This window comes from Pseudoduganella rivuli, from assembly GCF_009674485.1.
GTDB lineage: Bacteria > Pseudomonadota > Gammaproteobacteria > Burkholderiales > Burkholderiaceae_D > Rugamonas > Rugamonas rivuli_B.
Map to the genome: position 1 here is coordinate 168231 of NZ_WKJJ01000011.1, position 24631 is coordinate 192861.

Genomic DNA, 24631 nt, shown 5'->3' on the forward strand with positions numbered 1-24631 from the left:
TAAACCAATGCCAACATTGTAGTTCTGCTGTAGAAGCAACAAATGTGCCATCCTGTCTTGGACAGATCGCAGGCTGGATCAGCGGGCCCTCTCCGGCTCCGCCGCCGGCAGCACCACGCTCGACACCGCTGGCGCGATATCGAGGCGCACGTCCCGGATCGACCACGCCCGCGTGGCGCCCGACGGCCAGGCCATCGTGCCGGCACTGCGCCGGAAACGGAACGCAAAGCCGGGCTGCGGCCCCGGCAGGCGCGGATCGCCACTGGCGATGCCGATCGCTTCCCGCTGGTCGCTGTCGACCAGTTTTTCCATCACGTCCAGCACCGCATTGTTGCCCAGGATATCGTTGCTGTAGACCGGGCTCCGGTGTCCGGCCGTGTCTGGCGCCTGCGCAGCGCCCTTGTCGGGACCGGGAACGTGCCGGCCCGTCGCCAGGTCATAGCGGTCGCCATGGTCGAGGTAGCTCAGCGCCACGTCGGTGATGCTGAGCGGCTGGCCGGCGCCGCCCGGGCCAGTGTGCGCTTGCGCCAGGTCGACCAGCAAGGCGCCCTTGTAACCGAGTACTTCCACGTGGCGCTGCCGGCGCACCACGATGGCACTGTCTTCATCGATGCCGATGCCGGTACGGTAGCCCGTGCCCAGCATGGCCGGTATCATGCGCGCGAAGCGGCCCCGCACCAGAAAATGCTGGTCAATGAATACGTCGTTGCCGATAAAGCCCAGGCCGGGCGCCACGGTCCTGCCAGGCTCCAGGCCCTGCCGCAGCAACGCCAGCGTAGCGGGCGGGTCAGCGAACATCGTGCTGCTCATGATGGCGGCGCCGGCGCTGGTACCGGCCACCACGCCGCCGCGCCGGTAGAGGTCCCAGATGGCTTGCAACACGGCCGACCGGGAGCCGTCGTCGCGCAGCAGCGCCTGCGTGATGCGCAGCTGCTCTCCGCCAACGAAGTAGACGCCGCCCGCGGCGCGGACCTGCCGCGCCACGGCCGCATCGTCCGCAACCTTGCGGTAGTCGCTGCCGTCCAGGCGCGGCGCCAGCGGCACGACGAACGGCGTGGCGCCGTAGCGTTTCAACAGCGCCGCCGTGGTGGCGCCGGCGAGTGCCGGATTGCCGGCCGCGGCAGGCAGCACGGCAATACGCGCGCCCGGGCCGCCCGCCAGCGCCACCACACGGCGCCAGACGGCGGCGTTATCGGGGCGCAGCGCGCCGCCGATGATCACCAGCGCGCCAGCCGGCACGCCGGCCCCGGCCGGGATCTCCGGCAATGCGGCAGCGTGCGCCAGTGCCGCCAGCAGCGCGCCGCCGACCAGCGCCACCGCCGCCAGCGGCCGGGTCACGCGGGAGTGCTTACCTGAACGCATAGCTGACGCTGGCAAAGGCGCTGCGTCCGCGCGGGTCGGTATAGGTCGGGTCGTAGCCGGCCAGGAAGTAATAGGCCTGGTTCGAGTACGGCGGCGCGGTGTCGGCCAGGTTCAGCACACCGGCCCGCAGTTTCAATTGCTTGCTGATGGCCCAACTGCCCGTCAGGTCCCACAGCGAATACGCTTTCACGCGGCGCGCCGGCAGCAGCTTGTCGGCGGACGGATCGTAGGTCGTATTCTGGTCGGTATAGCCGGAGGAAAACTGGTTCGCCAGCGTCAGGCTGTACGGTCCCTGGTCCCAGCCGAAGCTGATACGGTGGCGCCAGCGCTGGATCACCTGGTCGTTGAGGAACAGCCCCAGGTTGCTGCGCGTGGCTTCCAGCGGACCGAACTGGCGGTCATATTTCAGGATCACGGTGCCGCTCAAATTGCTGCTGAAGCGGCCATAGTCCGTCGCGGCGCCCTTGTAGTCATAGCCGAGGTCCAGGCCCGACGTGTTCAACTTGCCCTGGTTTTCCTTGCGCAGCAGGATGTTGGTAATAAAACCATCGGCGTCGCGCTGGATGTATTTGCCGTTGTATTTGGATGGGTTGTCGACAATGATTTGCTCGCCGAGGGTGCTGATCACGTCGGACTTGCGGATGTTCCAGTAGTCCGCCGTCAACGTCAGCTGCCTGGTGGCTTCCCATACCGCGCCCAGCGAGAACTGGCGCGACTTTTCCGGTTTCAAATCCGGGTTGGAGCGGCGCTCCACCGGCCATTGGTCGGTGCAGCCATCGATACTGTCCAGGCCGCTGTTGACGCATTGCGGATCGGTCAGGAAACTCGATGCACTGCCATACGTGGTGGGCCGCTTCAAGTCCGACAGCGACGGCGCGCGGAAGCCCGTGCCGGCCGAACCGCGCAACACCAGTTGCTGCACCGGTTGCCAGCGCACGCCCAGCTTGGGATTGGTGGTGCTGCCGACTTCGCTGTAGCGGTCATGGCGCAGCGCCACTTGCACTTCCAGCGTTTTGGAGAGGGGCGCATTAAGCTCACCGTATACCGACGCCACGCGGCGGCGGTCGTCCGTGGCTTTTAAATCCGTGGTGGAGCCGGCGGCCAGGCCGGAATCGCGGTCGCCCGCGATATTATTCGACAGCAACAGGGCCGACGGGGCAAACGTCATGTGTTCGCGCCGCAGCTCGGCGCCCAGCGCCACGGCCAGGTCGCCGCCCGCCAGCGCCATCAGCGGCCGGGACATCTTACCGTCCAGCGCGGTGGACACCCCCTTGGAGCGGCGCGCCGCGTCATTGACCTTGATGCTGTCGATCAAGTCCCGTCCCGCCTGCGTGGACGGACCGAACGGATTGACAGTGCCGGCGCGCACCGCCGCATCGAACTTGTCGTAGAGGACGTAGCCGTCCACGTAGTGGTCGACCGCCTTGTTTTGCGCACGCGACAGGCCCACGTCATAGTCCCAGCCCGCCGCCGCGCCGGTGGCGCCCAACACCAGGCGCTGCGCGTCGCTGGTGACTTCGTTGGTGCGGTTGCCCGCCTCGGTCATGCGGTAGCGTACGCCGCTGAAGGTGGCTGGCAGTCCGGCGCCGGTCAGCGCGGCGCGGTACGCCGCCGGCAAAATGCCAACCGGCAGGTTGCGGATCCGCTGTGGATTCGGGCTCAGCACATAGCGGCTCTCGGCCTGCGATTGCACCAGCTCGGCAAACAGCTGGGTATCGCTGTTGACCTGGAACGTGGCGCGGCCGACAAAACCGATCTTGCTTGCTTCCGGATACAGCTCCGTATCCTCCATGTAATCGTAGCTGCAGCCGGCCTTGCCGCCCGGACCGCTGGGCGCATACACGGTGGCCGGCGGCGCACAGCCTGGCGCGCTGGGGTTGACGCGGCTGGCGGTGGAACCGGCCGGCAGCAGGCCGGCACGGATCAGCGCGGCGCGCTGCGCCGACGAGATGTCGATGTTGGCCGGATAGGTATTGCTGGACATCAGCGCCGGCAAATTCGCCGCCAGCGGACGCTCCCTGATGAAATCGCGCTGACTCGATCGCAGCGCCCCCAGTTGCTGCACATCGAGCACGCCGAACACGTTGAAACGATCGTCCGTCAGGCTACCGTAGCCGGCGCTGATGCTGGCGGTCCGCTTGTCCGCGCCGCCATGCTGGGTGCCGGCCATCGACGCGTTCAGGTCCACGCCGGTGTAGTCCTTGCGGGTAATGAAGTTGATCACGCCGCCGATGGCGTCGGTACCGTAGATGGCGGAGGCGCCGTCTTTCAGTACTTCCACCCGCTGCACCGCGCCGGCCGGAATGTTGTTCAGGTCGACGCCGGCATTGTCACCGGGCGAGGCGAAATTGGCCAGGCGGCGGCCGTTGAGCAGCACCAGCGTGGACGACACGCCGATACCGCGCAGGTTGGCGCCGTTGAAGCCGCGCTGGCCGGACGTGCCGTCGGTGATGCTGGCGCCATCCGACAGCGGCGCGGTATTGGCGCTGATGTTTTTCAGCAGTTCCGCCGCCGTGGTGACGCCGGACTTGTCGATATCCTCGCGCCGGATGACTTGCACCGGCAACGCGGTTTCCGCATCGATGCGCTTGATCGACGAGCCGGTGATTTCCACGCGCTGGACCGGCGCATCGCCCTGCTGCGCGTGGGCCGCGCCAGGCAGGCCGATGAAGGCTGCCAGCGGCAGCGCACCCAGCGCCACGCCGATGGACCGGGACAACACACTTTTTTCAGGCAAAGCTCCGCCCGTCGCGTTATGCAGACTCATGACAACTCCCTCTCAGTGGTTATATTCGGTATCGCGCCGCGATACCGCTGATGCGCCCCGCCGTCGCTGCCGGCAGACTACTTTCTGGCGTTCTTACCCGGCCGTGCCGCGGATCCCGCGTCCGCGCCGTACAAATAGGCGGAAATCGCTTCGGTCAGGCGCGCCGCCTTGTCCACGTTTTCCTTGTTCGATACCATCAATGTCACCGCCAGCGCTTCGATCATGGCCAGCGCCGCAGCGGAACTGCTCGACAGCACCGGGTGTTCGCCCGGCGCATACAGCACGTGGTCGGCCAGTTCCGCCAGTGGCGAAGCCGGCGCGTCGGTCAGCGACACGATGCAGGCGTTGCGGCTGCGGGCGAAGCCGGCCAGGCGCACCACGTCCAGCGCATAGCGCGGGAACGAAATCACCACCAGCACGTCCTTGGCGGTGATGTTGGCCAGGTGGCCGGCGGCGACTTCCGTGCCGCCCTGCCCCGCCACTTCCACCACGTGCGGGCAGAACGGTTGCAGGTGCAGCGCCAGCAGGCCGGCCAGGTAGGATGACAGGCCAAACCCCAGCACATAGACGGTGCTGGCGCGGGTCAGCTGGTGCACCACCTTGTCCAGTTCGGCCAACTGCAGGCCGCTGGCGCTGGCGGCGATATTGGCGGCCGCGTACTCGAGGCTTTCCACGGCGGGCACACCGGCGCCATCGCGCCGTTCGATCGTGCTGCGCAGTTTTTCCACCGGCTGCAGCACCCCTTGCAACACTTCCGCCACCGCCGCCCGCATGGCGGCAAAGTTGCGGAAACCGATGTCGCGGGCAAAGCGGCTGATGGTGGCGGTCGAGACCTGGCAGCCTTCGGCCAGCTCTTCGATGCGCAGCGCCGCCAGGCGCACATGGTTGCGCAGCAAATATTCGGCAATCGCCTTGCTGGACGCGGAACCCTCCGTCATCACCCGCACCAGTTGCTGTCCCAGTTCGGACTGGGCAAAGGCCACCGCTGGCGATGGCAGGGAGGGCGTGGCACGGCGTGCTTTGTTCGTGGTCATTGTAAGTTTCTTTTCAGCTTGTGCTTTGATGAAAATTTTTTGTTATCAGCACTGTACCCATAAACCGCGCCATGTTCAACCCTGATTTGAAATTTTATTTTCACCGATTTACTTTGTGAAAATAAAGTTACATAATCGCCGCACCCCAACTTCCCGAGGGATTTTTATGCACCTGCAGACCCATCGTATTTCCACGCCGGACGCCAGCCAGGCGCTGACCCTCACCAGCCTGCACTTCGGCCATCGCGGCGTGGGCAAGAAGGCGTATATCCAGGCCGCGCTGCATGCGGATGAGGCGCCCGGCATGCTGGTGGCGCAATTCCTGCGCCAGCAACTGCAGGCGCTGGAGGCAGCCGGCCGGATCAACGGCGAAGTCATCCTGGTGCCCGCCGCCAATCCGATCGGGCTGGCGCAGGCGATTCATGGCCAGCCATTCGGCCGCTTCGACCTGGCCGGCGGCGTCAACTTCAACCGCGCCTTTCCGCACCTGGCCGGGGAACTGATCCCGGCGCTGGCGGGCAAGCTGGGCCGGGATGCGGACGCCAACATCCGGACGGTGCGCGACACGACCTTGGCCTTGCTGCGCGCGCGCAAGCCGCGCACCGACGACGAGGCGCTCAAACTGGCGTTGCTGACCATGGCGATCGATGCCGACATCGTGCTGGACCTGCACTGCGATAACGAGGCGCTGCTGCACGTCTATGCCGGCGCCGCGCTGGCCGACGCCGCCATGCCGCTGGCGCAACTGCTGGGCGCGCACGCGTTGCTGGTGGCGCGCGCGGCCGGCGGCGAACCGTTCGACGAAGCCTGCAGCCGCCTGTGGTGGGAGTTGCAGGACCATTTTCCGCTGGTCCCGCTCGGCCCGGCGTGTTTTGCCGCCACGGTGGAGCTGCGCGGCGAATCCGAAGTCGATTACAGCCTGGCGCGCCGCGATGCCGAGGCGTTGCTGCGGTTCCTGGCATTGCAAGGGATGCTGGCCGGCGATGGCACGGCGCTGCCGCCGGCCATGTGCGCGGCCACGCCGCTGGAAGGGGTCGAACCGCTGTACGCGCCGCACGCAGGGGTGCTGGTGTATTCCCGCGCGCTGGGCGAACGGCTGCAGCCGGGCGACGCCATCGCCGACATCATCGATCCGGTCAGCGGCGCCACCAGCGCCGTGCGTTGCACGGTCGCGGGCGTGTTTTTTGCCCGCAGCGCGCACCGCCATGTGCTGCGCGGCATGAATATCGGCAAGGTGGCCGGACAGGCCGCTTACCGTTCCGGACAATTGCTGAGCCAGTGAGGACACGATGAAACTGCGACTACCCAATACCTATGTGCTGATCTTCGCCATTCTCGCGCTGATTGCGGCCGCCACCTGGCTGGTGCCCGGCGGCAGCTATACGACAGAGCTGATCGACGGCCGCAAGCAGATTGATCCGGCCAGTTTCCGCCCCGTTGCCAGCCAGCCGCAAGGACTCGGCGCGCTGCTGATGGCGCCGGTACGCGGCTTTGCCGAGGCCGGCCAGATCATAGCCTTCGTGCTGACCGTGGGCGGCGCCTTCGCGGTGCTGCAAAAGACCGGCGCCATCGACGCGATGATCAAGTCGATTGCCCGCGCCCACGCGCATTCGCGCCTGGTGCGCAACGGCCTGCTGCCGATTTTTATCACGCTGTTCTCGCTGGGCGGCGCCACCTTCGGCATGAACGAGGAAGCGATACCGTTCGTGCTGATCTTCGTGCCGCTGGCGCTGGCGCTGGGCTACGATTCGATCGTCGGCGTCTCGATCCCGTTTGTCGGTTCCCAGGTGGGTTTCGCCGCGGCCTTTCTGAATCCCTTCAATGTCGGCGTGGCGCAAGGCATCGCCGGCGTGCCGCTGTTCTCCGGCATCGCTTACCGGCTGCTGGTCTGGGTGCTGGCCACCGGCGCCACCATTGTTTTCCTGATGTGGTACGCGCGGCGCATCCGGCGCGATCCGGCCCGCAGCCCGACCTTTGCATTGGACCAGACATTGCGCGCGGCCGGCGGCCTGGACCTCGATGGCGACGCCGGCATGACGGCGCGCGACCGGCTGGTGCTGGCGCTGTTCGCCGCGGCGCTGGTGGCCATGGTGGCCGGCGTGGTGTGGTTCGGCTGGTACATTGACCAGATTGCCGCCCTGTTCCTGGCAATGGGCATTGCCACCGGCTACGCGGCGCGGCTCGATACCGACACCGTGGTGGCCACGTTCCTGCATGGGGCAAAGGACCTGATCGGCACCGCCGCCGTCATCGCGCTGGCGCGCGGCACGCTGATCCTGGCGCGCGACGCGCACATCATCGACAGCGGCCTGCACGCGCTGGCGCCGCTGGTGGCCTCGTCGGTGCCCGCGTTCGCGGCGCAAAAGATGTTCCTGATTCAGTCGGTGATTAACTTCTTTATCCATTCCGGCACCGGGCAGGCGGCGCTGACCATGCCGGTGATGGCGCCGCTGGCGGACCTGGTCGGCATCAGCCGCCAGACCGCCGTACTGGCGTACCAGTTTGGCGAACTGACCACGCCGATGATCCCGACCTCCGGCATCACGGTCGGCGTGCTGGCGCTGGCGCGCATTCCCTGGCTGACGTGGGTACGCTGGATGCTGCCGCTGCAGGCCATTTACCTGGCGCTGGCGCTGGCGCTGCTGGCGCCGCCAGCCATGTGGGGCTGGTAGCGTCAGGTCAGCAGGCGCGCCCGATAGGCCCCTGGCGTCAACCCCACACGCTTGCGGAACAGGCGCGAAAAAGAACTGACGTCGCTGTAGCCAACATACAGTGCGATCTGCTCGATGCTCATGTCACCGGCTTCCAACAAAGCACGCGCGGTATCGATCCGCAAATGCTGCAAATAGGTGAGCGGAGATTGCCCCAACACGGCATTGAAACGGCGTATCAAGGTACGCTCGCTCACGGCCAGCTTCTGCGCCAGCTCGGACATCCGCACAGCGTCGGTCATGCGATCCTGCAGCCAATTTTGCGCCTTGTGAATCAACGGATCGTTGTGGGTCTGGTCGCCGATCAGCGGTTGCAACGGCGTCTGCGTGGTCTGCGTCAGGTCGATCAGCATGCTGCGCGCGCACTGCAGCGCGATGGCCTTGCCTGCAAAGTGGGTCAGTATGCGTACCGCCTGCAACCAGAACGTCGCGTGGGCGCCACCACAAACCAATCGGTCCGACTCCGTCACCGCCGGGCGCATTTGCAAATCGACATCGGGATAGCGCTCGCGGAACTGCTGTTCCAGCCACCACGTCGTCGTGGCAACCCGCTGGTCCAATAAGCCGGTGTCGGCCAGCAGAAAGGTGCCGGTGCAATTGGCGCTGAGCCAAGCCCCCTGCTCCCATTGCTGGACCAACCATTCGCGCACTTCCCGCTGCCGGCCCAGGAAAGACTCAAAGGGCCGCCATCCGCGGTAATGCACGCTGGGGATGAACACCAGGTCGAACTGGCGGCGCGGCGGGAGCGGCCTCATCGCCAATTCCAGCCCATTGCTGGCCCGCACCGGCTGCCCGTCCACGGACAGGAACTGCCACTCGAACAGCCCCGCGTCACGCGCTCCCTGCTTGCGCATGTGCGCGTTGGCAACCTGCAGCATGTCGGCAAAGCCGCCCAGGACAGAAGCGTAGACGTCATCAAAACCCAGGATGGCGGCAACCGGCATGGCGGACTCGGAACTCAAGAAAGTGGCTTGGCGTAATCGGCATAGTATATGTCATTTACGCCCATTCATGAGCGGGACGAAATCTTCTACAGTCGAACCCACGCTCACTAAAGGAATCCACGCCATGAATGTACTCATTGTCCACGCCCATCACGAACCCCAGTCTTTCAACGCTGCCATGAAGGACCTCGCGTTAGCCGAACTGCGTGCCCAAGGGCACGCGGTGGAACTCTCCGACCTGTATGACATGGGCTGGAATCCGGTCGCCAGCGGCGCGGACTTTGGCGCCCGGGCCAATCCCGACTACCTGGTCTACGCATTGGAACAGCGGGAAAATTACAAACGCCGGACGTTGGCGCCCGATATCCAGGCCGAACTGGACAAGCTGCTTCGTGCAGACTTCATCATCTTCAATTTCCCGGTCTACTGGTTTTCCATGCCCGCCATCATGAAGGGCTGGATCGACCGCGTGCTGATTTCAGGCGTCTGCTATGGAGGCATGCGGTTCTACGACCAGGGCGGCCTGGCCGGCAAGAAGGCCATGCTGGCCATCACGATCGGAGGCCGGCCGCACATGCTGGTCGATGGCGGCATCCACGGTGACCTTAACGACATGCTGCGTCCGATCTTGCGCGGCACACTGGCCTATACCGGCATGGCAGTGTTGCCGCCGTTCGTTGCGCACCACGTGCCGTATATCGGCCAGGACGAACGCGTCTCCATACTCGAACAATACCGTATGCACTTACGCTCCATCGATACTCTGAAGCCGATGCAGTTTGCCTCCATGGCGCAGTTTGACGACAAACTATATCCGCTTACGGACGGTAGCCACATCTGACATTGCGGCAGCCCAGGCGAGCCCCGCCATTGTCCGCCATCGCATGGATTACGCAAGTTTCGTCGACATGCGAATATCCTTGCGCACGCCGGATTCCGTTAAGCTGTCCGGCGTGAATGCACGCAGCAAACGCATGCGTGTCGCCACGCCCCCAACCGCATATCTTGCTTTGGGCCGCTTTGCCTGCGCCACTTTCACCACCGCGTCGGCCACTGCTTCAGGCCCTTCGGCAATCATCATGATGTCCCGCACACGCCTCGTTACCACGGTACGTGCACCAAGATATGCATCCAGCTTTGCGTCAGGCTCCACCATGTCGGCATCGAACGACGTGCCTGTATAAGCGGGCTCGATGACTATCGCCCGAATTCCCCAATCACGCAGCTCAAGATCCAGGGCTTCCGTGTACCCAACGATGGCGTGCATGGCGGCGGAGTATAGTGCCCCGTAGGGCACCGATCGCGCACCGAGTACTGACCCAATATTGATGATCCGGCCGGCGCTTCGGGCTCGCATGTATGGCAGCACCGCGCGCGTCATGCGCACCAAGCCGAAGAAGTTCGTGTCAAAGACCGCCTGAACCTGTTGGAGGGAACTCTCCTCCGCTCCAGCCGGGGTTAGTCCAATACGGGCATTATTCACCAACAGATCGATGCGCCCTTCCTGCCGAACCACGGCGGCCACGAATGCCTGAACGGAGTCCTCGCAAGTCACATCCAGCGGAAGCATCTCGTAGCTGCGCGGCGCCATTTGTATACCTGGACGGCATGCACCATAGACCTTAAAGCCAGCCTGCGCAAGCCGGGTCGCGGTCGACTCACCGATGCCTGACAACGCACTAGTGACAACGGCAATCTTGCTATGCATTGAATCTCCTTTGAAACAGCTGCTTTGCGCCCTGGGTTGCCGATCTGGCGGGATTGGCGTCGCCCCCAGGTTTGTTATTGCATACGAAACATTATATGTCGCCCATCATATCATCACTCCCAAAAATGCGCAGAGGCATTGCCTAAAACTCGGAATACATCTCAATTTACAAATATGACGATCATCATGTTATGATGATCGTCATATTTTGAGATTCACTGGCTCCCGCGCTTTTCACACGCCCGCCCCTTTGAGCGGACCAGCAACCATTGGAGGATGTAAATATGAGCAAAGACATTGTCATCTGCGCGCCTGTTCGCAGTGCGATAGGCAGCTTCGGCGGGTCCTTAAAAGACAGACCTGCCAGGAGTGCCGCTGTGAAGCGCCAGTTCCTGCTAGCAAGCATCCTGGCATGCGCCCTGGCTGCACCGCTGGCCACATCGGCCGCTGGCGCCGACACGCCACAGACCAATCCAGTGCCGACGGCGCAAACTGCCGGCTTTGGCTGGAACAAGGCTCCCACCCGGTTCGTTGCCGCAGGCGGCGTGAATTTCGCCTACCGGGAACTGGGCCAGCAGAATGGCGGCACGCCCGTTATCTTCCTAAACCACCTGGCCGCTGTCCTGGATAACTGGGACCCGCGGGTTGTGGATGGCATCGCCGCCAAACACCACGTGATCGTTTTCGACAACCGTGGCGTCGGCGCGTCTGGTGGTGCATCACCTGACTCGATCGAACAGATGGCGGACGATGCCATCTCGTTGATCAAGGCACTGGGGTACCAGCGGGTCGACCTGTTCGGCTTTTCGATGGGAGGCATGATTTCCCAGGAAATTGTGCTGAAGGAACCGCAACTGGTCCGCAAGATGATCCTGGCGGGAACCGGACCCGCCGGTGGCGAAGGGATCAGCGACGTGGCCGGCGTCGCCAATGTCGACCTGATCAAAGGGCTGTTCACAGGCCAGGATCCCAAGCAATTCCTGTTCTTCACCCGCACGCCTGGCGGCATCGAAGCAGGCAAGGCATTCCTGGCGCGCTTGAAGGAGCGCACGGAAAACCGCGACAAGGAGATCACCATTGCCGCGTACATGGCGCAACTGCGGGCCCTGCAGGCATGGGGGAAAAAGCAGCCGGCTGACTTATCGGTGGTCACGCAGCCCGTCCTGATCGTCAATGGCGACGCGGACCGGATGATACCGACGGTGAATTCGCGCGACCTGGCACGGCGGCTGCCCAACAGCACCCTTACCATCTACCCCGATGCAGGACACGGCGGCGTGTTCCAGTTCCATGCCAAATTTGTCTCCGAGGCACTGGATTTCCTGGCGCGCTGACGCGGCCGGGACCAGGCGTATTCACCGCGATACTTCGCAAATCAACCGAAAGACCAGACCATGAGCGATACCCACCTCACCGCCCCCACCCGCTTCATCGAAGTGGACGGGGACAAATTCGCCTACCGCCGTTGGGGAAACGGCGCCTCCGGACAGCCGCCGCTGTTCTTGCTCCAACATTTTCGGGGAGGCATGGATCACTGGGATCCACTCATGACCGACGGCCTGGCCGAGGGCCGTGAGGTCATTCTTTACAATGGCCGCGGCATTGCCTCATCCACCGGGGTGCCGCGCACGCGCATCGAACACATGGCCGACGATGCGGCAGCGGTGATCCGCGCGCTCGGCCTGACCCAGGTCGACTTGCTGGGTTTCTCCCTGGGCGGTTTCCAGGCCCAGGACCTGACGCGCCGCCATCCCGGCCTGGTGCGCAAGCTGATGCTGCTTGGCACAGGTCCACGCGGCGGGAATCCGGATTCGGAACCCGGCTTACTGGAAGCGGCGCCGCGCCCGGTACCGACCCTCGACGATTTCCTGTTCCTGTTCTTCGGCCGTTCCGAGGCGGCGAAACAGGCAGGGCGGGAGTTCTGGCTGCGCCGCCATCAACGCGTCGACCAGGATCCGCCCAGCTCGCCGGCGGTCATCCAGGCGCAGATCGAAGCCAATATGTACTACTTGCCGAAACTGGACGCAGCCGCCCCCTACGCCCACCTGCGCGACATCAGGCAGCCGACCTTCATCCTGAATGGCGTCAACGACGTGATGATCCCGACCATCAATTCCTGGCACATGGCCCAGAACATCCCGAACGCGCAACTGTTCATTTATCCGGATGCCGGCCACGCCGCGCAATTCCAGTTCCCGCAGCGCTTCCTGAAGCACGCCATTCAATTCCTCGACGAGTGATCACCATGTTCAAATTCAAATTTTTACTGTGGGCCCTGACCAAGCTGTTGCAACGGGCCGTCAAGAAGAATCCGGCCTGTGCCCAATATATCAGGGGAAAGAACCTGGAGTTCCAGATCCGGACCCGGGGCGGAGCCGGCCGCCATTTCGTCATCGCCGACGGCAAGGTCAGTTCCGCCACCGGCCTGACCCGGGCGCCAGGCTTCACCATGACGTTCCGCGATGCGGCCAGCGGGTTTGCGATTCTGTCGGCCAAGGAAAGCAAGGAAGCCTTCCTGACCGGCTTGCGTACGGAGGATCTCTCCCTCAGTGGTGACTTTGTCGAAATCATGTGGTTCCAGGGCTTGACCGAGTTCCTGCAACCCGGTCACGCGTAACCACGCCATCCGGCAACGCCAATGTACAATCCCGCCGGGGCGGGCCCCAGTGCACGTGCGCGGGCACTTTGAAAAAGTGAGTGAAGGCGCCTTCGTCGGCGCCCTTGCTCCTCATGGAACGGTCAGTACCGCTTTTACCGTATCGTCCACCTGGGACTTCTCGATGTAGCCGATGGCGTTGACATCCGCCGCGACTGCCCTCTTGACTTCAGCGCTGGACGCCAGCTCCCTGGGCGCATTGGCTTTACCGGTAAATACCAGCTTGGACCAGATCGCCTTTACCTGCGAGGTGTCCTTGTCCAGCACTTTCCTGTGAAACTCGTTGCGCAGCGGCCCATCGGCATGTTCGACCGGCGTGAACATAGCCGATTTGCCGAGGAAGAACTGGCCGGCCTGCTCGCTGAACATGCGGGTGGCCGGATTCTTCGGATTGACGATGACCACGATTTCTGTCGCGAAGACTGGTGCGGCGGCCAGCCAGATCCCCGCTGCCAGCAGCAATTTACCCATATCCGTATTCACGCGCTCTCCTTAGAAGACGAAGTCGACTGCCGCGGCGTACACAGTGACGGGACCACTGAAGCCGGGCTTGGTGTTGATGAAATAGCCCACGCCGTCGCGCGGTCTGACGCGGTCCACCTGGACCTTGAGCGCGGCCGACTTGTTGAAGTCCCAGCGCAAGCCGGCAGCATCGGTCGACTGCAACGGAGATTTGACGGCAGCGTCCACCACCGCGCTCAATGGCGCCAGCGGGCCGCTGGCCGGCAGCGCCGCCACCGTGCGCGGACTGTCCTGCTTCATGTCGCCATGGACATAGAACGGTACCCATTTCCCCCATCGGTAGCCCAGCATGACGTACCAGGCGCTGGAATCCGGCGCCAGCGCGGAGTCGACCTTGCGTTTGCCATATTCGGCCTGAGCCAGCACGTTGCGATAATCCATGGTGAAACCGACCGAGGCAAACGAGCCGCGATTGTCGACCGGATTCAACTGGTCCGCGACAGGGCCAAAACCGGCCTGCCTGAGCGCCGCCAGCATGGTGGTGATGCCGGCGCTGTGCAAGCTGATGCGGGCGCGTGAATAGCCGGCCCGATAGGTGAACGGACCGTTTTCCAGTTGCAACTGGGCCGCCATGATGTGGGCATTGGCCGTGGTTGGTCCTGACGTCTTGTTCCTGGCGGAACCGTAGGCAAATTGGGCGGTGGCCGTCGTGTCGCCAAAACTGTGTTGATACAGCAGGTCGCCGCCGCTGGCATAGTCCAGCGGTACCTGCCGGTACATCTCGGTGGGCGGACGCAGCATGGTGCTGGCATAGCCAATGTTGACCGAGTCGGACAACATGTAGATCGGCATGCCGATACGGCCCACGCGCACGGCGACATCGTCATTGACCTGGTATTTGGCGAAAGCCCAGTTCAAGTCCGCGCCGAATTGGTCCCGCTCACCGGATTTGCGCGCCAGGCCCTGGGCGGTAAGCGACCAGGCATCGCTGAACCTGGCGGTAGCCTGTATCCCAAAGTTCGAGTCCACCCCGGTGCGGGCATCCCTGGCGGCGCCGGCCGCCTGGTTGATGCGGCTGAATTCGCCGCGATCCGTATCGGTCCTGGTCAGGGCGGCGGTGCCGAATCCGCTGATGGTGACCTGCGGGCCATCCTGCGCCCGGGCGCAACAGGCACAGGCGCCAAGCACCGCCAACGTCGATATGTGAAGCATGTTTGGTTTCATGATGAATACTCAATTGATGTGGTTGGACGCGGCGGCGCGGCCTGGCGTGCTTTCAGGTACCTGTGCCATCGCATATTCGGCCAGCGCGGTGATCGTCAACGCCGGATTGACACCGGGATTGGCCGGCATGGCCGAGCCGTCGCAGACCAGCATGTTGCGGTAGCCGAAGACCCGCAAATGCCGGTCGATCACGCCGGCCGAGGCGTCTGCCCCGATCACGGCGCCTCCCAGCACGTGGGCCGTGGTCGGAATGTCGGCCAGCGCCTCCAGCACATTGCTTTGGGCGATGCCGCCTGTGCGGCGCGCCAGCCATTGGGCCGCCTGGTTGGCCACGTCGATATAGGTCGGGTTGGGTCGGTCGCGGTCCTGCTCGGTGACCAGGCGGTAGCCACGCCCCAGCCAACGCTTGCGCGGGCGCAGCGCGATGGCATTGTCCAGCGTCTGCATCACCAGCAGCGTCACCATGTGCTGGCTCCAACCCACCGGCCACACGGTTTTCAGCCATTGCAGCGGATGGCGTGCGATGGCCGCCAGCCACTTCAATGGCCGCGTCCAGCGATTGCCGTTACCGACCAACACGGTGTACATCAGGCTCATGAAGTCGGCCTTGCGGCCGTAGGTAAGGAACTCGACATGGGTGCTGTGATCCACATGCACGCTGCTGCTGGCCGTGACGTCATTCCAGGTCTTGAGATCCCTGGGCAAGCGCACATTCAGCACCGACTCGCTGTTGGTACGCACCAGTTCACCGAGGCGGCCGCTGAGACGGGGCAGCGAGCCCGCCAGCTTGCAACTGGCCAGCAGTTCGTTGGTACCCAGTGCCCCGGCGCCGAACACGATCCCGCGTGCCGTGTGAACCCGGCGGTCGCGCGCAAACCACGCCCCGGGGCGCTGCGTCGTGACACGGTAGCCATCGCTGCCGTCGGCCGCACCGAGCGGCGTGACGTCGATTACTTCGCGCTCGGACAGAATCCGGGCGCCCCGCTTCTCGGCGAACCACAGGTAGTTCTTCACCAGCGAATTGGCCGCGCCGACCCGGCACCCCACCATGCAGGCGCCGCAACGCGTACATCCGGTACGGTCCGGCCCGGCGCCGCCGAAATACGGATCCCTGACCGTCTTGCCTGGTTCGCCAAAGAACACGCCGGTCGGCGAGCGGGTAAAACCATCGGGATTGCCGAAATGCCGCGCCATCTCCCGCGCCAATTGCTGGTTGGTCGAATCGAACGGCACGGTCTTGACACCCAGCATGCGCTCGGCCGTATCGTAATGAGGACGCAGCACACGCTCCCAGTCATCCAGCCCGCGCCATTGCCGATTGACGAAGAATTCCGGGCGCGCCCGGTACAGCACCCCGCCATACACGGTGCTGCCGCCGCCGACAGCCGACTGGCTGGGGAAGAATACGTGCCGGAATACTTTCATGCGCATGATGCCGTGCAGGCCGATGGCCGGCGCCCACAGGAATTTGTGCAACTGCCAGGTAGATTCGGGAAGGTCCTGGTCGCGGTAGCGCCGGCCGCGTTCGAACACGCCGACGCGGTAGCCCTTTTCGGCAAGGCGCAGGGCCGACACGCTGCCGCCAAAGCCCGAGCCGATCACCAGCCAGTCGAAGTCGAATGCACTGTGCGTCATAGGTCAGAATCGATAGCCGATGGTGGCGCCCAAGATGCCCGGCGCATCCTTCAAGTCGACATGCCGTGTGATGGTGCCGAAGCCCGGCGTCCGGGTATCCACGGCGGCCGAGGTTTTCAGGCGAAACGACGAGTACTCCAGGTTGAGGCGCCATTGCCTGTCCAGTGGATATTCCACGCCCACGCGGGCATACGCGCCCCAGGAACTGTGCAATTTGATGTCACTTCCCGTGCCTTGCAGTGCGGCGTTATACGCGGGGCTGATCTCCTGCCCGGTGAAGAAGGTGTACGTCACGCCGGTGGCCACGTACGGGTGGACGACGGAAAAGCCGGGGATGGTATAGCGCACCATGGCAGTCGGAAACCAGATGCGCGCTTTCGCCACCGTGCCCACCGGGGCCGCGGCGCCGGCGCCGACGGCGGTCAACGTGGGCGGGATGCCGGCCTGGAGTTGCAGCGCCCAATGGTCGGACAGGCGCCGCTCATAACTGATCGCGAAGATATCCAGGTCCCTGGCGTCGATGCGCAGGCCCGGCGGCGTCGTGCCAGGTGGCCCGCTCAGGTCGCCCGATTGAAGATGGAAGCGGACCTTGGCATAGCCTGTCCTGACCGTGTTATTTTCAAGCTCGTCGGCGTGCGCCACCGCGCACGTCGCCAACGCCGCGGTGGCCGCGGCAGCGAATTTCTTACCTTGCATTTTTTGTCTCCTGGGGAATCGGTATGAATTTTTTTTTTGTGAATAATCGATGTATCAGTGCGCCAGTCTCCGCACCACCTGCCGCGTGATCGCGGCCGGCGCCAGACGTGTCGCGAGCGACAGCAACCCCGCTTGCAGCCCGACGGTCCAGTGGGTCTTGTGGACCAGGCGGCGGCTGGTGGCACAGCGCCAGACGGTGCCGGCAACGTCGGCTGGCGTCAGCCGGATGCCCAGTGACCTGGCGCTGGCGATGCGTTCAAACCCGCTGGCCATCGCGGTCTTCACAAAGCTGGGCCAGACGTCGCTGACACGGATGCCGAACCGGCTCCATTCGAGATCGAGCCCTTCGGTGAAGCCGCGGACCGCGAACTTGGTCGCCGAATACGTCACCAGATCGGGTTGGCCGTAAATCGCCGTGGCCGACGCCATATTGATCACGCGTGCGCCGGGCGTCTGTTCCAGGTAAGGAAAGGCGCTGTGGCAGCCAACCACGATGCTGGCCACATTGACATCCAGCATGGCGCGGTGCCGGGCCAGCGGCACCGTCTCGAATGCACCTGCCGTCAAGATCCCGGCGTTATTGAGCAGCACATCGAGCCGCTGGCCGCTGTGCGACCAGAAATGCGCCAGCGCGCGCTCCCATGCGTCCGGATCGCTGACGTCGAGCGCGCCGCTGCAGGCATTGCCTTCTCCCAGCGCGGCGGCGACCTCGGTGACGCCTTCCGTGTTCACGTCGTACAGGCCGACATACCAGCCACGGCGCGCGAACAGCTCGGCGCAGGCGCGCCCTATCCCGGATGCGGCGCCGGTGACGAGGATCGCCGGCCGCCGGTCACCTGCTTGCGCCGCCTTATCCATGCTGTTCGTTCCACAAGGCGCGCAGCTTCAGCTTGTCGATCTTGCCGACGGCATTCTTGGGAAGGCTGGGGATGACATGGATGGCTGCGGGCCGCTTGTAGCGCGTCAGCCGCGCGGCACAGTGTTCGTTCAACTGTTCCACCGCGCCGCCCTGCCCCGCCCGATAGGCGACATAAGCGATGACGATTTCGCCCAGCGTCTCGTGCGGCACGCCGATCACCGCCGCTTCCAGCACGCCGGGGAAACCGGTCAGCACATCCTCGATCTCCTTCGGATAGATATTCTCGCCACCACGAATGATCATCTCCTTCAGCCGACCGACAATCGACAGGTAGCCGTCCGCATCGAAACGTCCCAGGTCACCCGTGCGCAGCCAGCCATCCACGATGGTCCTGGCGGTTTCCTCCGGCTTGCCCAGGTAACCGCGCATGACGTTGGGCCCTTGTACCAGCACCTCGCCGGTCGCGCCGGGCGGCAGATGGCGGCCACGGTCATCGGCCAGCACCACCCGCTGTCCCGGGAACGGCAAACCCACCGTTCCAGCCTTGCGTACGCCGTTCAAGGGATTGATGGTGGATGCGCAGGTGCCTTCCGACAGGCCGTAGCCTTCCACCAGCGGGAAGCCGTAGCGCGCTTCGAAACTGGTCAGCAGCTCGGCCGATGCCGGCGCCGCGCCGCAAATGCCGTAGCGCAGGCTGGACGTATCCGGTTTCACCTCGGCGGGCAGCGCATTGAGCAAGGCATAGATGGTCGGCACCGCAGAGAAGTACGTCGGCCGCAATTGCTCGACGTCGGCAAAGAAGGTCTCGATGTCGAAACGGGTGCGGATGGTCACCCGGCTGCCAGCCGACAACGGCGTCAGGATGCTGGCGACGATGCCGTTGACGTGGAACAGCGGCAGCACCAGCAGGCAGTGGTCGGTCGCGGTGATCTGCATGGCGTCGCGCGACATCTCCGCCATCGCTTCGATGTTCGCATGGTCGAGCATCACGCCTTTCGGCAGGCCGGTGGTGCCGCTGGTATAGATCAACAGTGCCAGCGCAGCCTTATCGTCGACCGGCCTGGCCGAAAAATGCGCGCCGTACTGCACGCCGCCATGCAGCGCATCCACCGGCAACGATGGCACGTGTTCCAGCACCCGGTCGCCGCTGGTATTGATCAGCAGCCGCGCACCGGAATCGGTCATCTGGTGGATGGCTTCCTGGGGCGTCAGGTTGGGATTGATCGGCGTGATGGCGGCGCCCAGGCGCCAGGCGGCAAACATCGCCACCACGAACTCGACGCGGTTGGGCAGCATGATCGCGACCACGTCGCCGGCGTTGACACCGAGTTCGGAGAACAAGCCGGCCGCCACCAGCACCTTGGAATGGAACTCGCCATTGGACAAGCTGGTCGTCGTATCGGCAATGCACGGGGCCAACGGCGCCTGCGACGCGCGCAGGTCCGGAAGTTTGGAAAATCGCATGATTACTCTTTCAGGAAAGGTTGTACCTTCACGCCGCCGGGTGCGCCTGCAAATGCCGCGTCAGGAATGTGGTCTGGTCCGATACCGCGCGCTCGAAGTGCTGGCCCAGATAGAAATCGAAGTGGCCACAGTCGTAGAGCTTGATCTCGCCATGCGGGGCTCGCCCGGCCATGGCGATGGTGCGTTCCGGCGGCGTCACCGTGTCGGTCCTGCTGACGCAGAACAGGATAGGCAGCTGGACCTTGCCTGCACGGCGCCCGGGACGATAGCTGACGATTTCCGGGATCACCCGGGCCGCGACCCGGTTGACGAACGCCAGGCCCTTGGGCATCAGCGCCAGATAGCCAGGCAAGGCGTCGTGCGCATTCATCAGCGCCGGCTGGCCGGGCAAGGCCGCGATCGGCACCATGACCGGCGGCTTGCCGAACAGCCGTGCGGCAAGGTCGCGTATCACCACGGGCGTGATCTTGAGCGTGCCGCGCAACCCCAGCGCGGTGGCCGACTCCAACCCATCCGTGAACGGGCACTGGCTGATGGCGGCTTTCAGTTCTGGGTGGCGGCTGGCGACCTGGATCGCGTGTCCGCCACCGAAAGAACTGCCCCAGATCGCCACCCGGCTGCCATCGACGTCAGGGCAGGTCTTGACGAAGTCGAGCGCCGCGTCCCAGTCTGCCAACTGCCGTTTTACCGACATCAGCTGGCGCGGCGAACCGCCGCTGTCGCCGAAATAGCGGTACGTGAAGGCCAGCGTCGCGATGCCGGCCGCGGCGAAGCGCTCGGAATAAGCATCCAGGCGCATTTCGCGCACCGCGCCAAGCCCATGCCCGAGCACCACCACCGGCGGCCGTTCGACGCCAACCGGCAGATACAGCCACGCTGAGCAGAACGCTTCACCGGACTTGAAGTGGATGTCGCGGCGCTTGAATGGATAGGCGGTCTTGTCCATGGCGCTCATTTGACGGTACGACTGCTGGTGAAGGGAAAATGCCCAAGCTTCAGGGCCTGCTCGAATATGACGGGTTCGTACAGCGGCAGGTCGCCTTCGTGCTCGGTACGGTCCATGTATTCGAGCATCAGCGACTGCGAGCTGTCACCCGAGAGCGCCGACATGAATTCGGTGCGCTCCACGTGCAGTCCATCCTCCAGCGACATCGAGCCGCCGACATAGACCGCGCGCTTGATGGCGCGGATGGCATCGCGCGGACGTGCGCCCAGATATTGGGCCAGTTCCAGCGCGCGCTCGATCAGCCGGTCCGGCGCCACCACTTCGTCGACCAGGCCGATTTCGAGCGCCCTGGCAGGCGATGCCGGCCGCCCTTCCAGCATCATCATCAGCGCACGGTGGGCGCCGACCAGCCGTGTCAGCCGCTGGGTGCCCCCTCCTCCAGGGGGAATGCCAAGCAAGACTTCGGGCTGGCCGATAATGAAATCGCCGTCCGCCATCAGGCGCACATCGCAAGCCTGGGCCAATTCGCTGCCCAGGCCCAGCGCGGACCCGTTCAGCGCGCCGATGAACAGCACGCCGCAGCGGTTCATGCGCATGAAGGTGTTGTGCAGCTTGTCGAGCTGCATCGCGCCGCCCAGCGGGGTAAAGGCTGCGACTGGCGCGACCAGCGGCATGCGGCGGACCGTGGCGGCACTGTACGCCACCGCCGACGTCATGCCGCGCGCGATGGAAGGGATCGTGGTGCCCCCCTCCTGCAGCCAGCGCACGTCGGCATGGCCGATGAAGCGGCCGGGATGGGCGCCGGTGAGGATCACCGCCTTGACCTCTTGACCAGACTCCAGTTCGTCAACCAGTTCGGCCAGCGCGTCGGCCATTGCCAGCCCCATGATGCCGTGCGGGCCACCGTCCAGGCGCACCAGCAACACGGCGCCGTGGTTGTCCATCTCCAGCCCGCCGGGCCGGATCCTTGTGTTTTTCATGGCTTGTCTCCTTGAATCAAATAATCGACGCTGTAAATAACATCGTTATGGCAAACAATAACACTGTTATTTTTGGATTTCAAGGAAGTATTGATGCGCCGTGGCTAAGGAAGACTATTTGCCGCGGGGTTTGTTGTGGTTGGGGGCAGCGGCCCACAGCGCCCCGGCTGCTGCCGCCGAGGTTTCCGCCTTGTCGCGCTTGGCCCCCAGGCCAACCACCAGGTTGACGCACATCGGTACCAGCACGTCGGTGACCGGGGCGGCAATGTGGGCGAAGTGGCCGCCCAGGTCGAGCATGATGAAGCCGTGCAGCGCGCTCCAGAATTGCAGCGCCATCAGGTCGGGATCCACCTTGCGCACGCACCTGGCGCTCACCAGCCGCGCGCACCCCTGCAACAGAAAGGCATACGCCGCGCGGAACGATGGCGACTGGCCGCTCAGCACGGGTTCAGCCGTGCCGCGCGACGGGCTGTATCGGCCATGGATGGACAGGCCAAACATCAAGTCATACAGATGAGGATTGCGCCGCGCGAAGTCGTGGCAGGCCAGGGCCATGGCACACAAGTCCGCCATGGGGTCGTCGGTCACGGCCAACCTGCCGAAAACCACCGCCTGGCGGCTGAACCCCTCGTCGGCCACGGCCTGCAGCAACTCGGGGACACCACCGAAATAGGTGTACACGCCCATGGTGGACAACTGCGCCTCGGTCGCCACCGAACGCGCTTTCACTTCAGAGGGCCCGCTCCTGGCCAGCAGGCGGATGGTGGCTTCAACAAGGCGCGTGCGCGGGTCTTGCAGGGAGGTGTCGACGGTCATCAGGTTCGGGAGCATAGCTATATAACAAAGTTATCATAGCATATGCCCGGAATACGACTGATAGCGCCAGGCGTTCCGTCAGGCAGGTACCAGTTGCACGACGACTTTCCCCTTGGCACGGCCCTGCTCGAGATAGGCCAGTCCCTGCTTCGCTTGAGCAAATGGCACCACCTTGTCGATCACCGGGCGGACGCGCGAAGTCTCCAGCAGCTCGCCGATCTTGGCAAGCTGGCCTCCGTCCGGACGCACGAACAGGAATGAATAGCTGGCATCCCGTTTGGCCGCGAGGCGGATGATCTTGCGGCTCAACAATCCGAACACGAACTTCATCAGGAAGTTCATGCCGCGGGCCCGCGCGAAGGAAACATCCGGCGGGCCGATGAGCGAAACGACACGACTACCAGGCTTGACGATCTGCATCGCCTTTTCGAGTCCATCGCCGCGGACCGTACCCAGCACGACGTCATAATCCTTGAGCACATGTTCAAACTCGTGCTGCTTGTAGTCGATCACCTCGTCCGCCCCCAGGCTACGCACCAGATCCACGTTGGCGGTACTGGTGGTGGTCCCGACCTTTGCCCCGAATTGTTTTGCCAACTGGATGGCGAATGTCCCGATGCCGCCGGAACCGGCTGGGATAAACACTTTTTGTCCAGGTTTGACCTGCGCGCGTTCATTCAGCGCCTGCCACGATGTCAGCCCCACCATTGGAACCGAAGCCGCCTGGACGAAGTCCAGATTGGCCGGCTTATGGGCCGCGACGTGTTCGGGCACGGCGGCGAATTCCGCCAGTGAGCCGTTGCCCAGATCGAACAAGCTGGCAAACACCGCATCGCCGACTTTGAAGCGCGTCACGCGGCTGCCGATGTCGACGACGACGCCCGCCAGATCGCTTCCCAACGTGGCTGGCAACTTGAACTTCAGCATGGGCTTGAACGTGCCCTTCGGTATCATGTAGTCGATCGGATTAAGGCCAACCGCGTGAACCCGCACCAGGATTTCATCCGGCTTGATCAGGGGCCTCGGTATATTGGCGAATTCGATCTGGTCGGATCCACCGTAGCGCTTCAGGACAAGTGCTTTCATCATTACCTTCTTTGATTGCGTTTTTTGCGGGATTGAATTCAACGCCCCAATCCCGACAGCAGTGGATTCGGCGCCGCAAGCCAGCCCGAAGCCATAGTGAAGACCAGCAGCACGGGCACAGTCGCGAGACCGCGAAAGCCCGGCTTCGTCGGCTTACGCCGTCAACACCGGATAGTCTGTATAGCCCTGCGCGCCAGGCGTATAGAACGTGCTGGGATCCGGCGCGTTCAGCGGCTGATTGTTGCGCAAGCGCTCCACCAGATCCGGGTTGGCAAGGAACGCCCGCCCCATCGCGATCAGATCCGCACGACCATCCTTCAATGCCTGCTGCGCGCCGGCTTTGTCGAACCCGCCCGCGAGGATGAAGGGGCCATTGAATGCAGCGCGCAGACCGGACTTCAGTTGCTCGGGAACGGGCGGAGCGCCGAGCGCCGAGTGATCCAGGACGTGAACATACATCAGCCCGAGCTCCGAGAGCGCCTTGACCAGCGCCAGATACTGTTCGTCCACACCCTCGTAGCCACCGGTGCCATTGAAGACACCATACGGCGACAATCGGATGCCGACGCGCTGCGCGCCGATCTCGGCGGCGGCAGCACGCGCCACTTCCAGCACGAACCGGTTGCGTCCTTCCGCCGTGACGCCGTAACCGTCCGTACGTCGGTTGACATTCGCGTTGAGGAATTGCTCCAGCAAATAACCATTAGCGGCATGCAACTCGATGCCGTCAAAGCCGGCTTCGATGGCCAGGCGGGCGGCGGTCGCATATTCACCAATCGCGGCTGTAATATCGGCCTCGGTCATCGCGCGCGGAGCCGTATGGGGCAGGCTGCCCATGCTATCGGTCCACATCTCGCCGGGACAAGTTTCCGACGAAGGCCCCAGCACCTGGGCGCCTGCCGGCAGGTTTTCCTGGTGGCTGACGCGCCCGGTATGCATCAACTGCACGACGATCTTCCCGCCTTTGGCGTGGACCGCGTCGGTAACCAATTTCCATCCCTGAACATGGGCATCGTTGAACAGGCCAGGGATGCGGGCGTAACCCAAGCCGTTGGGCGACGGCGACGTCCCTTCGGTAATGATCAGCCCCGCAGTTGCACGCTGGGCGTAGTAAGTGGCCATCAGGCTGTTCGGCGTGTTATTCCCAATGGCACGGCTGCGCGTCAGGGGCGACATCACGGCACGGTTGTCCAGTTCGATCGTACGCAGGGGGAAGGGTTCAAATAGCATTTTTTACGTCCTCTATATGATAGACATCATATTTCAAAACAAAAAAAACCG

General features: G+C 63.9%; 22 protein-coding genes. 6 read left to right on the forward strand and 16 right to left on the reverse strand.

Annotated features, from left to right (window positions below; genetic code table 11):
* Positions 1-78: 78 nt before the first annotated feature.
* The 3 genes from GJ700_RS18545 to GJ700_RS18555 form a co-directional block, all read right to left on the reverse strand.
* A complete protein-coding gene (locus tag GJ700_RS18545; RefSeq protein WP_371868027.1) occupies positions 79-1338 on the reverse strand; it encodes a cyanophycinase in 1260 nt (419 codons plus the stop codon).
* A 10-nt stretch (positions 1339-1348) separates the two neighbouring features.
* Positions 1349-4129, reverse strand: coding sequence for a TonB-dependent receptor (locus GJ700_RS18550; RefSeq protein ID WP_154376558.1), 2781 nt, complete (start codon positions 4127-4129; stop codon positions 1349-1351).
* A gap of 77 nt (positions 4130-4206) precedes the next feature.
* Complete coding sequence (locus tag GJ700_RS18555) at positions 4207-5163, reverse strand: MurR/RpiR family transcriptional regulator (RefSeq protein ID WP_154376560.1); 957 nt, start codon at positions 5161-5163, stop codon at positions 4207-4209.
* Between the two features lie 166 nt (positions 5164-5329).
* On the opposite strand from GJ700_RS18555, the gene GJ700_RS18560 reads away from it, so the two are divergent.
* Positions 5330-6445: a succinylglutamate desuccinylase/aspartoacylase family protein gene (locus GJ700_RS18560; protein ID WP_154376562.1), complete on the forward strand. Its 1116-nt coding sequence runs from the start codon at positions 5330-5332 to the stop codon at positions 6443-6445.
* Between the two features lie 7 nt (positions 6446-6452).
* Positions 6453-7835, forward strand: a complete 1383-nt coding sequence (locus GJ700_RS18565; protein WP_154376564.1) for a YfcC family protein — start codon at positions 6453-6455, stop codon at positions 7833-7835.
* Between the two features lie 2 nt (positions 7836-7837).
* On the opposite strand, the gene GJ700_RS18570 is transcribed toward GJ700_RS18565, so the two are convergent.
* On the reverse strand, positions 7838-8818 hold the full coding sequence (locus tag GJ700_RS18570) for a GlxA family transcriptional regulator (protein WP_154376566.1): 981 nt from the start codon (positions 8816-8818) through the stop codon (positions 7838-7840).
* Between the two features lie 124 nt (positions 8819-8942).
* Between GJ700_RS18570 and GJ700_RS18575 the strand changes: the two genes are divergently transcribed.
* On the forward strand, positions 8943-9659 hold the full coding sequence (locus GJ700_RS18575; protein ID WP_154376568.1) for an NAD(P)H-dependent oxidoreductase: 717 nt from the start codon (positions 8943-8945) through the stop codon (positions 9657-9659).
* 48 nt (positions 9660-9707) lie between these two features.
* On the opposite strand, the gene GJ700_RS18580 is transcribed toward GJ700_RS18575, so the two are convergent.
* Positions 9708-10526 (reverse strand): oxidoreductase, encoded by an 819-nt coding sequence (locus GJ700_RS18580; protein WP_154376569.1) that lies wholly within the window; start codon positions 10524-10526, stop codon positions 9708-9710.
* 284 nt (positions 10527-10810) lie between these two features.
* Here GJ700_RS18580 and GJ700_RS18585 point away from each other — a divergent pair, with 284 nt between their 5' ends.
* From GJ700_RS18585 to GJ700_RS18595, 3 genes are read left to right on the forward strand one after another with little or no spacing between them, the layout of a single operon-like run.
* A complete protein-coding gene (locus GJ700_RS18585; RefSeq protein WP_154376571.1) occupies positions 10811-11860 on the forward strand; it encodes an alpha/beta fold hydrolase in 1050 nt (349 codons plus the stop codon).
* Positions 11861-11920: 60 nt separating this feature from the next.
* Entirely contained in the window at positions 11921-12766 is an 846-nt protein-coding gene (locus GJ700_RS18590; protein WP_154376574.1) for an alpha/beta fold hydrolase, read from the forward strand.
* A gap of 5 nt (positions 12767-12771) precedes the next feature.
* Positions 12772-13143, forward strand: coding sequence for a helicase (locus GJ700_RS18595; RefSeq protein ID WP_154376576.1), 372 nt, complete (start codon positions 12772-12774; stop codon positions 13141-13143).
* A 111-nt stretch (positions 13144-13254) separates the two neighbouring features.
* On the opposite strand, the gene GJ700_RS18600 is transcribed toward GJ700_RS18595, so the two are convergent.
* The 11 genes from GJ700_RS18600 to GJ700_RS18650 form a co-directional block, all read right to left on the reverse strand.
* Positions 13255-13653 (reverse strand): type 2 periplasmic-binding domain-containing protein, encoded by a 399-nt coding sequence (locus tag GJ700_RS18600; protein ID WP_154376753.1) that lies wholly within the window; start codon positions 13651-13653, stop codon positions 13255-13257.
* Between the two features lie 21 nt (positions 13654-13674).
* Complete coding sequence (locus tag GJ700_RS18605; RefSeq protein WP_229507092.1) at positions 13675-14856, reverse strand: porin; 1182 nt, start codon at positions 14854-14856, stop codon at positions 13675-13677.
* Positions 14857-14877: 21 nt separating this feature from the next.
* Positions 14878-16503 carry a GMC oxidoreductase gene (locus tag GJ700_RS18610; protein ID WP_154376580.1) on the reverse strand — a complete coding sequence of 542 codons (1626 nt, stop codon included), beginning with the start codon at positions 16501-16503 and terminating at the stop codon, positions 14878-14880.
* A gap of 3 nt (positions 16504-16506) precedes the next feature.
* A complete protein-coding gene (locus GJ700_RS18615) occupies positions 16507-17199 on the reverse strand; it encodes an OmpW/AlkL family protein (RefSeq protein ID WP_154376582.1) in 693 nt (230 codons plus the stop codon).
* 54 nt (positions 17200-17253) lie between these two features.
* Positions 17254-18057 (reverse strand): SDR family oxidoreductase, encoded by an 804-nt coding sequence (locus GJ700_RS18620; protein ID WP_154376584.1) that lies wholly within the window; start codon positions 18055-18057, stop codon positions 17254-17256.
* A complete protein-coding gene (locus tag GJ700_RS18625) occupies positions 18050-19522 on the reverse strand; it encodes a class I adenylate-forming enzyme family protein (RefSeq protein WP_154376586.1) in 1473 nt (490 codons plus the stop codon). The genes GJ700_RS18620 and GJ700_RS18625 overlap by 8 nt, the downstream gene beginning before the upstream one ends.
* A gap of 28 nt (positions 19523-19550) precedes the next feature.
* Complete coding sequence (locus GJ700_RS18630; RefSeq protein WP_154376755.1) at positions 19551-20468, reverse strand: alpha/beta hydrolase; 918 nt, start codon at positions 20466-20468, stop codon at positions 19551-19553.
* A 5-nt stretch (positions 20469-20473) separates the two neighbouring features.
* Positions 20474-21448 carry an enoyl-CoA hydratase/isomerase family protein gene (locus GJ700_RS18635; protein WP_154376588.1) on the reverse strand — a complete coding sequence of 325 codons (975 nt, stop codon included), beginning with the start codon at positions 21446-21448 and terminating at the stop codon, positions 20474-20476.
* 114 nt (positions 21449-21562) lie between these two features.
* Positions 21563-22264, reverse strand: coding sequence for a TetR/AcrR family transcriptional regulator (locus GJ700_RS18640; RefSeq protein WP_229507093.1), 702 nt, complete (start codon positions 22262-22264; stop codon positions 21563-21565).
* A gap of 78 nt (positions 22265-22342) precedes the next feature.
* Positions 22343-23350, reverse strand: a complete 1008-nt coding sequence (locus tag GJ700_RS18645; RefSeq protein ID WP_154376757.1) for an NADP-dependent oxidoreductase — start codon at positions 23348-23350, stop codon at positions 22343-22345.
* A gap of 153 nt (positions 23351-23503) precedes the next feature.
* Entirely contained in the window at positions 23504-24580 is a 1077-nt protein-coding gene (locus GJ700_RS18650; RefSeq protein ID WP_154376592.1) for an alkene reductase, read from the reverse strand.
* Between the last annotated feature and the right edge of the window lie 51 nt (positions 24581-24631).

Bases quoted from the DNA above. Each gene is read 5' to 3' on its own strand.
- GJ700_RS18550 (WP_154376558.1), bottom strand. From the start codon at position 4,129: ATGAGTCTGCATAACGCGACGGGCGGAGCTTTGCCTGAAAAAAGTGTG.
- GJ700_RS18555 (WP_154376560.1), bottom strand. From the start codon at position 5,163: ATGACCACGAACAAAGCACGCCGTGCCACGCCCTCCCTGCCATCGCCA.
- GJ700_RS18560 (WP_154376562.1), top strand. From the start codon at position 5,330: ATGCACCTGCAGACCCATCGTATTTCCACGCCGGACGCCAGCCAGGCG.
- GJ700_RS18565 (WP_154376564.1), top strand. From the start codon at position 6,453: ATGAAACTGCGACTACCCAATACCTATGTGCTGATCTTCGCCATTCTC.
- GJ700_RS18570 (WP_154376566.1), bottom strand. From the start codon at position 8,818: ATGCCGGTTGCCGCCATCCTGGGTTTTGATGACGTCTACGCTTCTGTC.
- GJ700_RS18575 (WP_154376568.1), top strand. From the start codon at position 8,943: ATGAATGTACTCATTGTCCACGCCCATCACGAACCCCAGTCTTTCAAC.
- GJ700_RS18580 (WP_154376569.1), bottom strand. From the start codon at position 10,526: ATGCATAGCAAGATTGCCGTTGTCACTAGTGCGTTGTCAGGCATCGGT.
- GJ700_RS18585 (WP_154376571.1), top strand. From the start codon at position 10,811: ATGAGCAAAGACATTGTCATCTGCGCGCCTGTTCGCAGTGCGATAGGC.
- GJ700_RS18590 (WP_154376574.1), top strand. From the start codon at position 11,921: ATGAGCGATACCCACCTCACCGCCCCCACCCGCTTCATCGAAGTGGAC.
- GJ700_RS18595 (WP_154376576.1), top strand. From the start codon at position 12,772: ATGTTCAAATTCAAATTTTTACTGTGGGCCCTGACCAAGCTGTTGCAA.
- GJ700_RS18600 (WP_154376753.1), bottom strand. From the start codon at position 13,653: ATGGGTAAATTGCTGCTGGCAGCGGGGATCTGGCTGGCCGCCGCACCA.
- GJ700_RS18605 (WP_229507092.1), bottom strand. From the start codon at position 14,856: ATGCTTCACATATCGACGTTGGCGGTGCTTGGCGCCTGTGCCTGTTGC.
- GJ700_RS18610 (WP_154376580.1), bottom strand. From the start codon at position 16,503: ATGACGCACAGTGCATTCGACTTCGACTGGCTGGTGATCGGCTCGGGC.
- GJ700_RS18615 (WP_154376582.1), bottom strand. From the start codon at position 17,199: ATGCAAGGTAAGAAATTCGCTGCCGCGGCCACCGCGGCGTTGGCGACG.
- GJ700_RS18620 (WP_154376584.1), bottom strand. From the start codon at position 18,057: ATGGATAAGGCGGCGCAAGCAGGTGACCGGCGGCCGGCGATCCTCGTC.
- GJ700_RS18625 (WP_154376586.1), bottom strand. From the start codon at position 19,522: ATGCGATTTTCCAAACTTCCGGACCTGCGCGCGTCGCAGGCGCCGTTG.
- GJ700_RS18630 (WP_154376755.1), bottom strand. From the start codon at position 20,468: ATGGACAAGACCGCCTATCCATTCAAGCGCCGCGACATCCACTTCAAG.
- GJ700_RS18635 (WP_154376588.1), bottom strand. From the start codon at position 21,448: ATGAAAAACACAAGGATCCGGCCCGGCGGGCTGGAGATGGACAACCAC.
- GJ700_RS18640 (WP_229507093.1), bottom strand. From the start codon at position 22,264: ATGACCGTCGACACCTCCCTGCAAGACCCGCGCACGCGCCTTGTTGAA.
- GJ700_RS18645 (WP_154376757.1), bottom strand. From the start codon at position 23,350: ATGAAAGCACTTGTCCTGAAGCGCTACGGTGGATCCGACCAGATCGAA.
- GJ700_RS18650 (WP_154376592.1), bottom strand. From the start codon at position 24,580: ATGCTATTTGAACCCTTCCCCCTGCGTACGATCGAACTGGACAACCGT.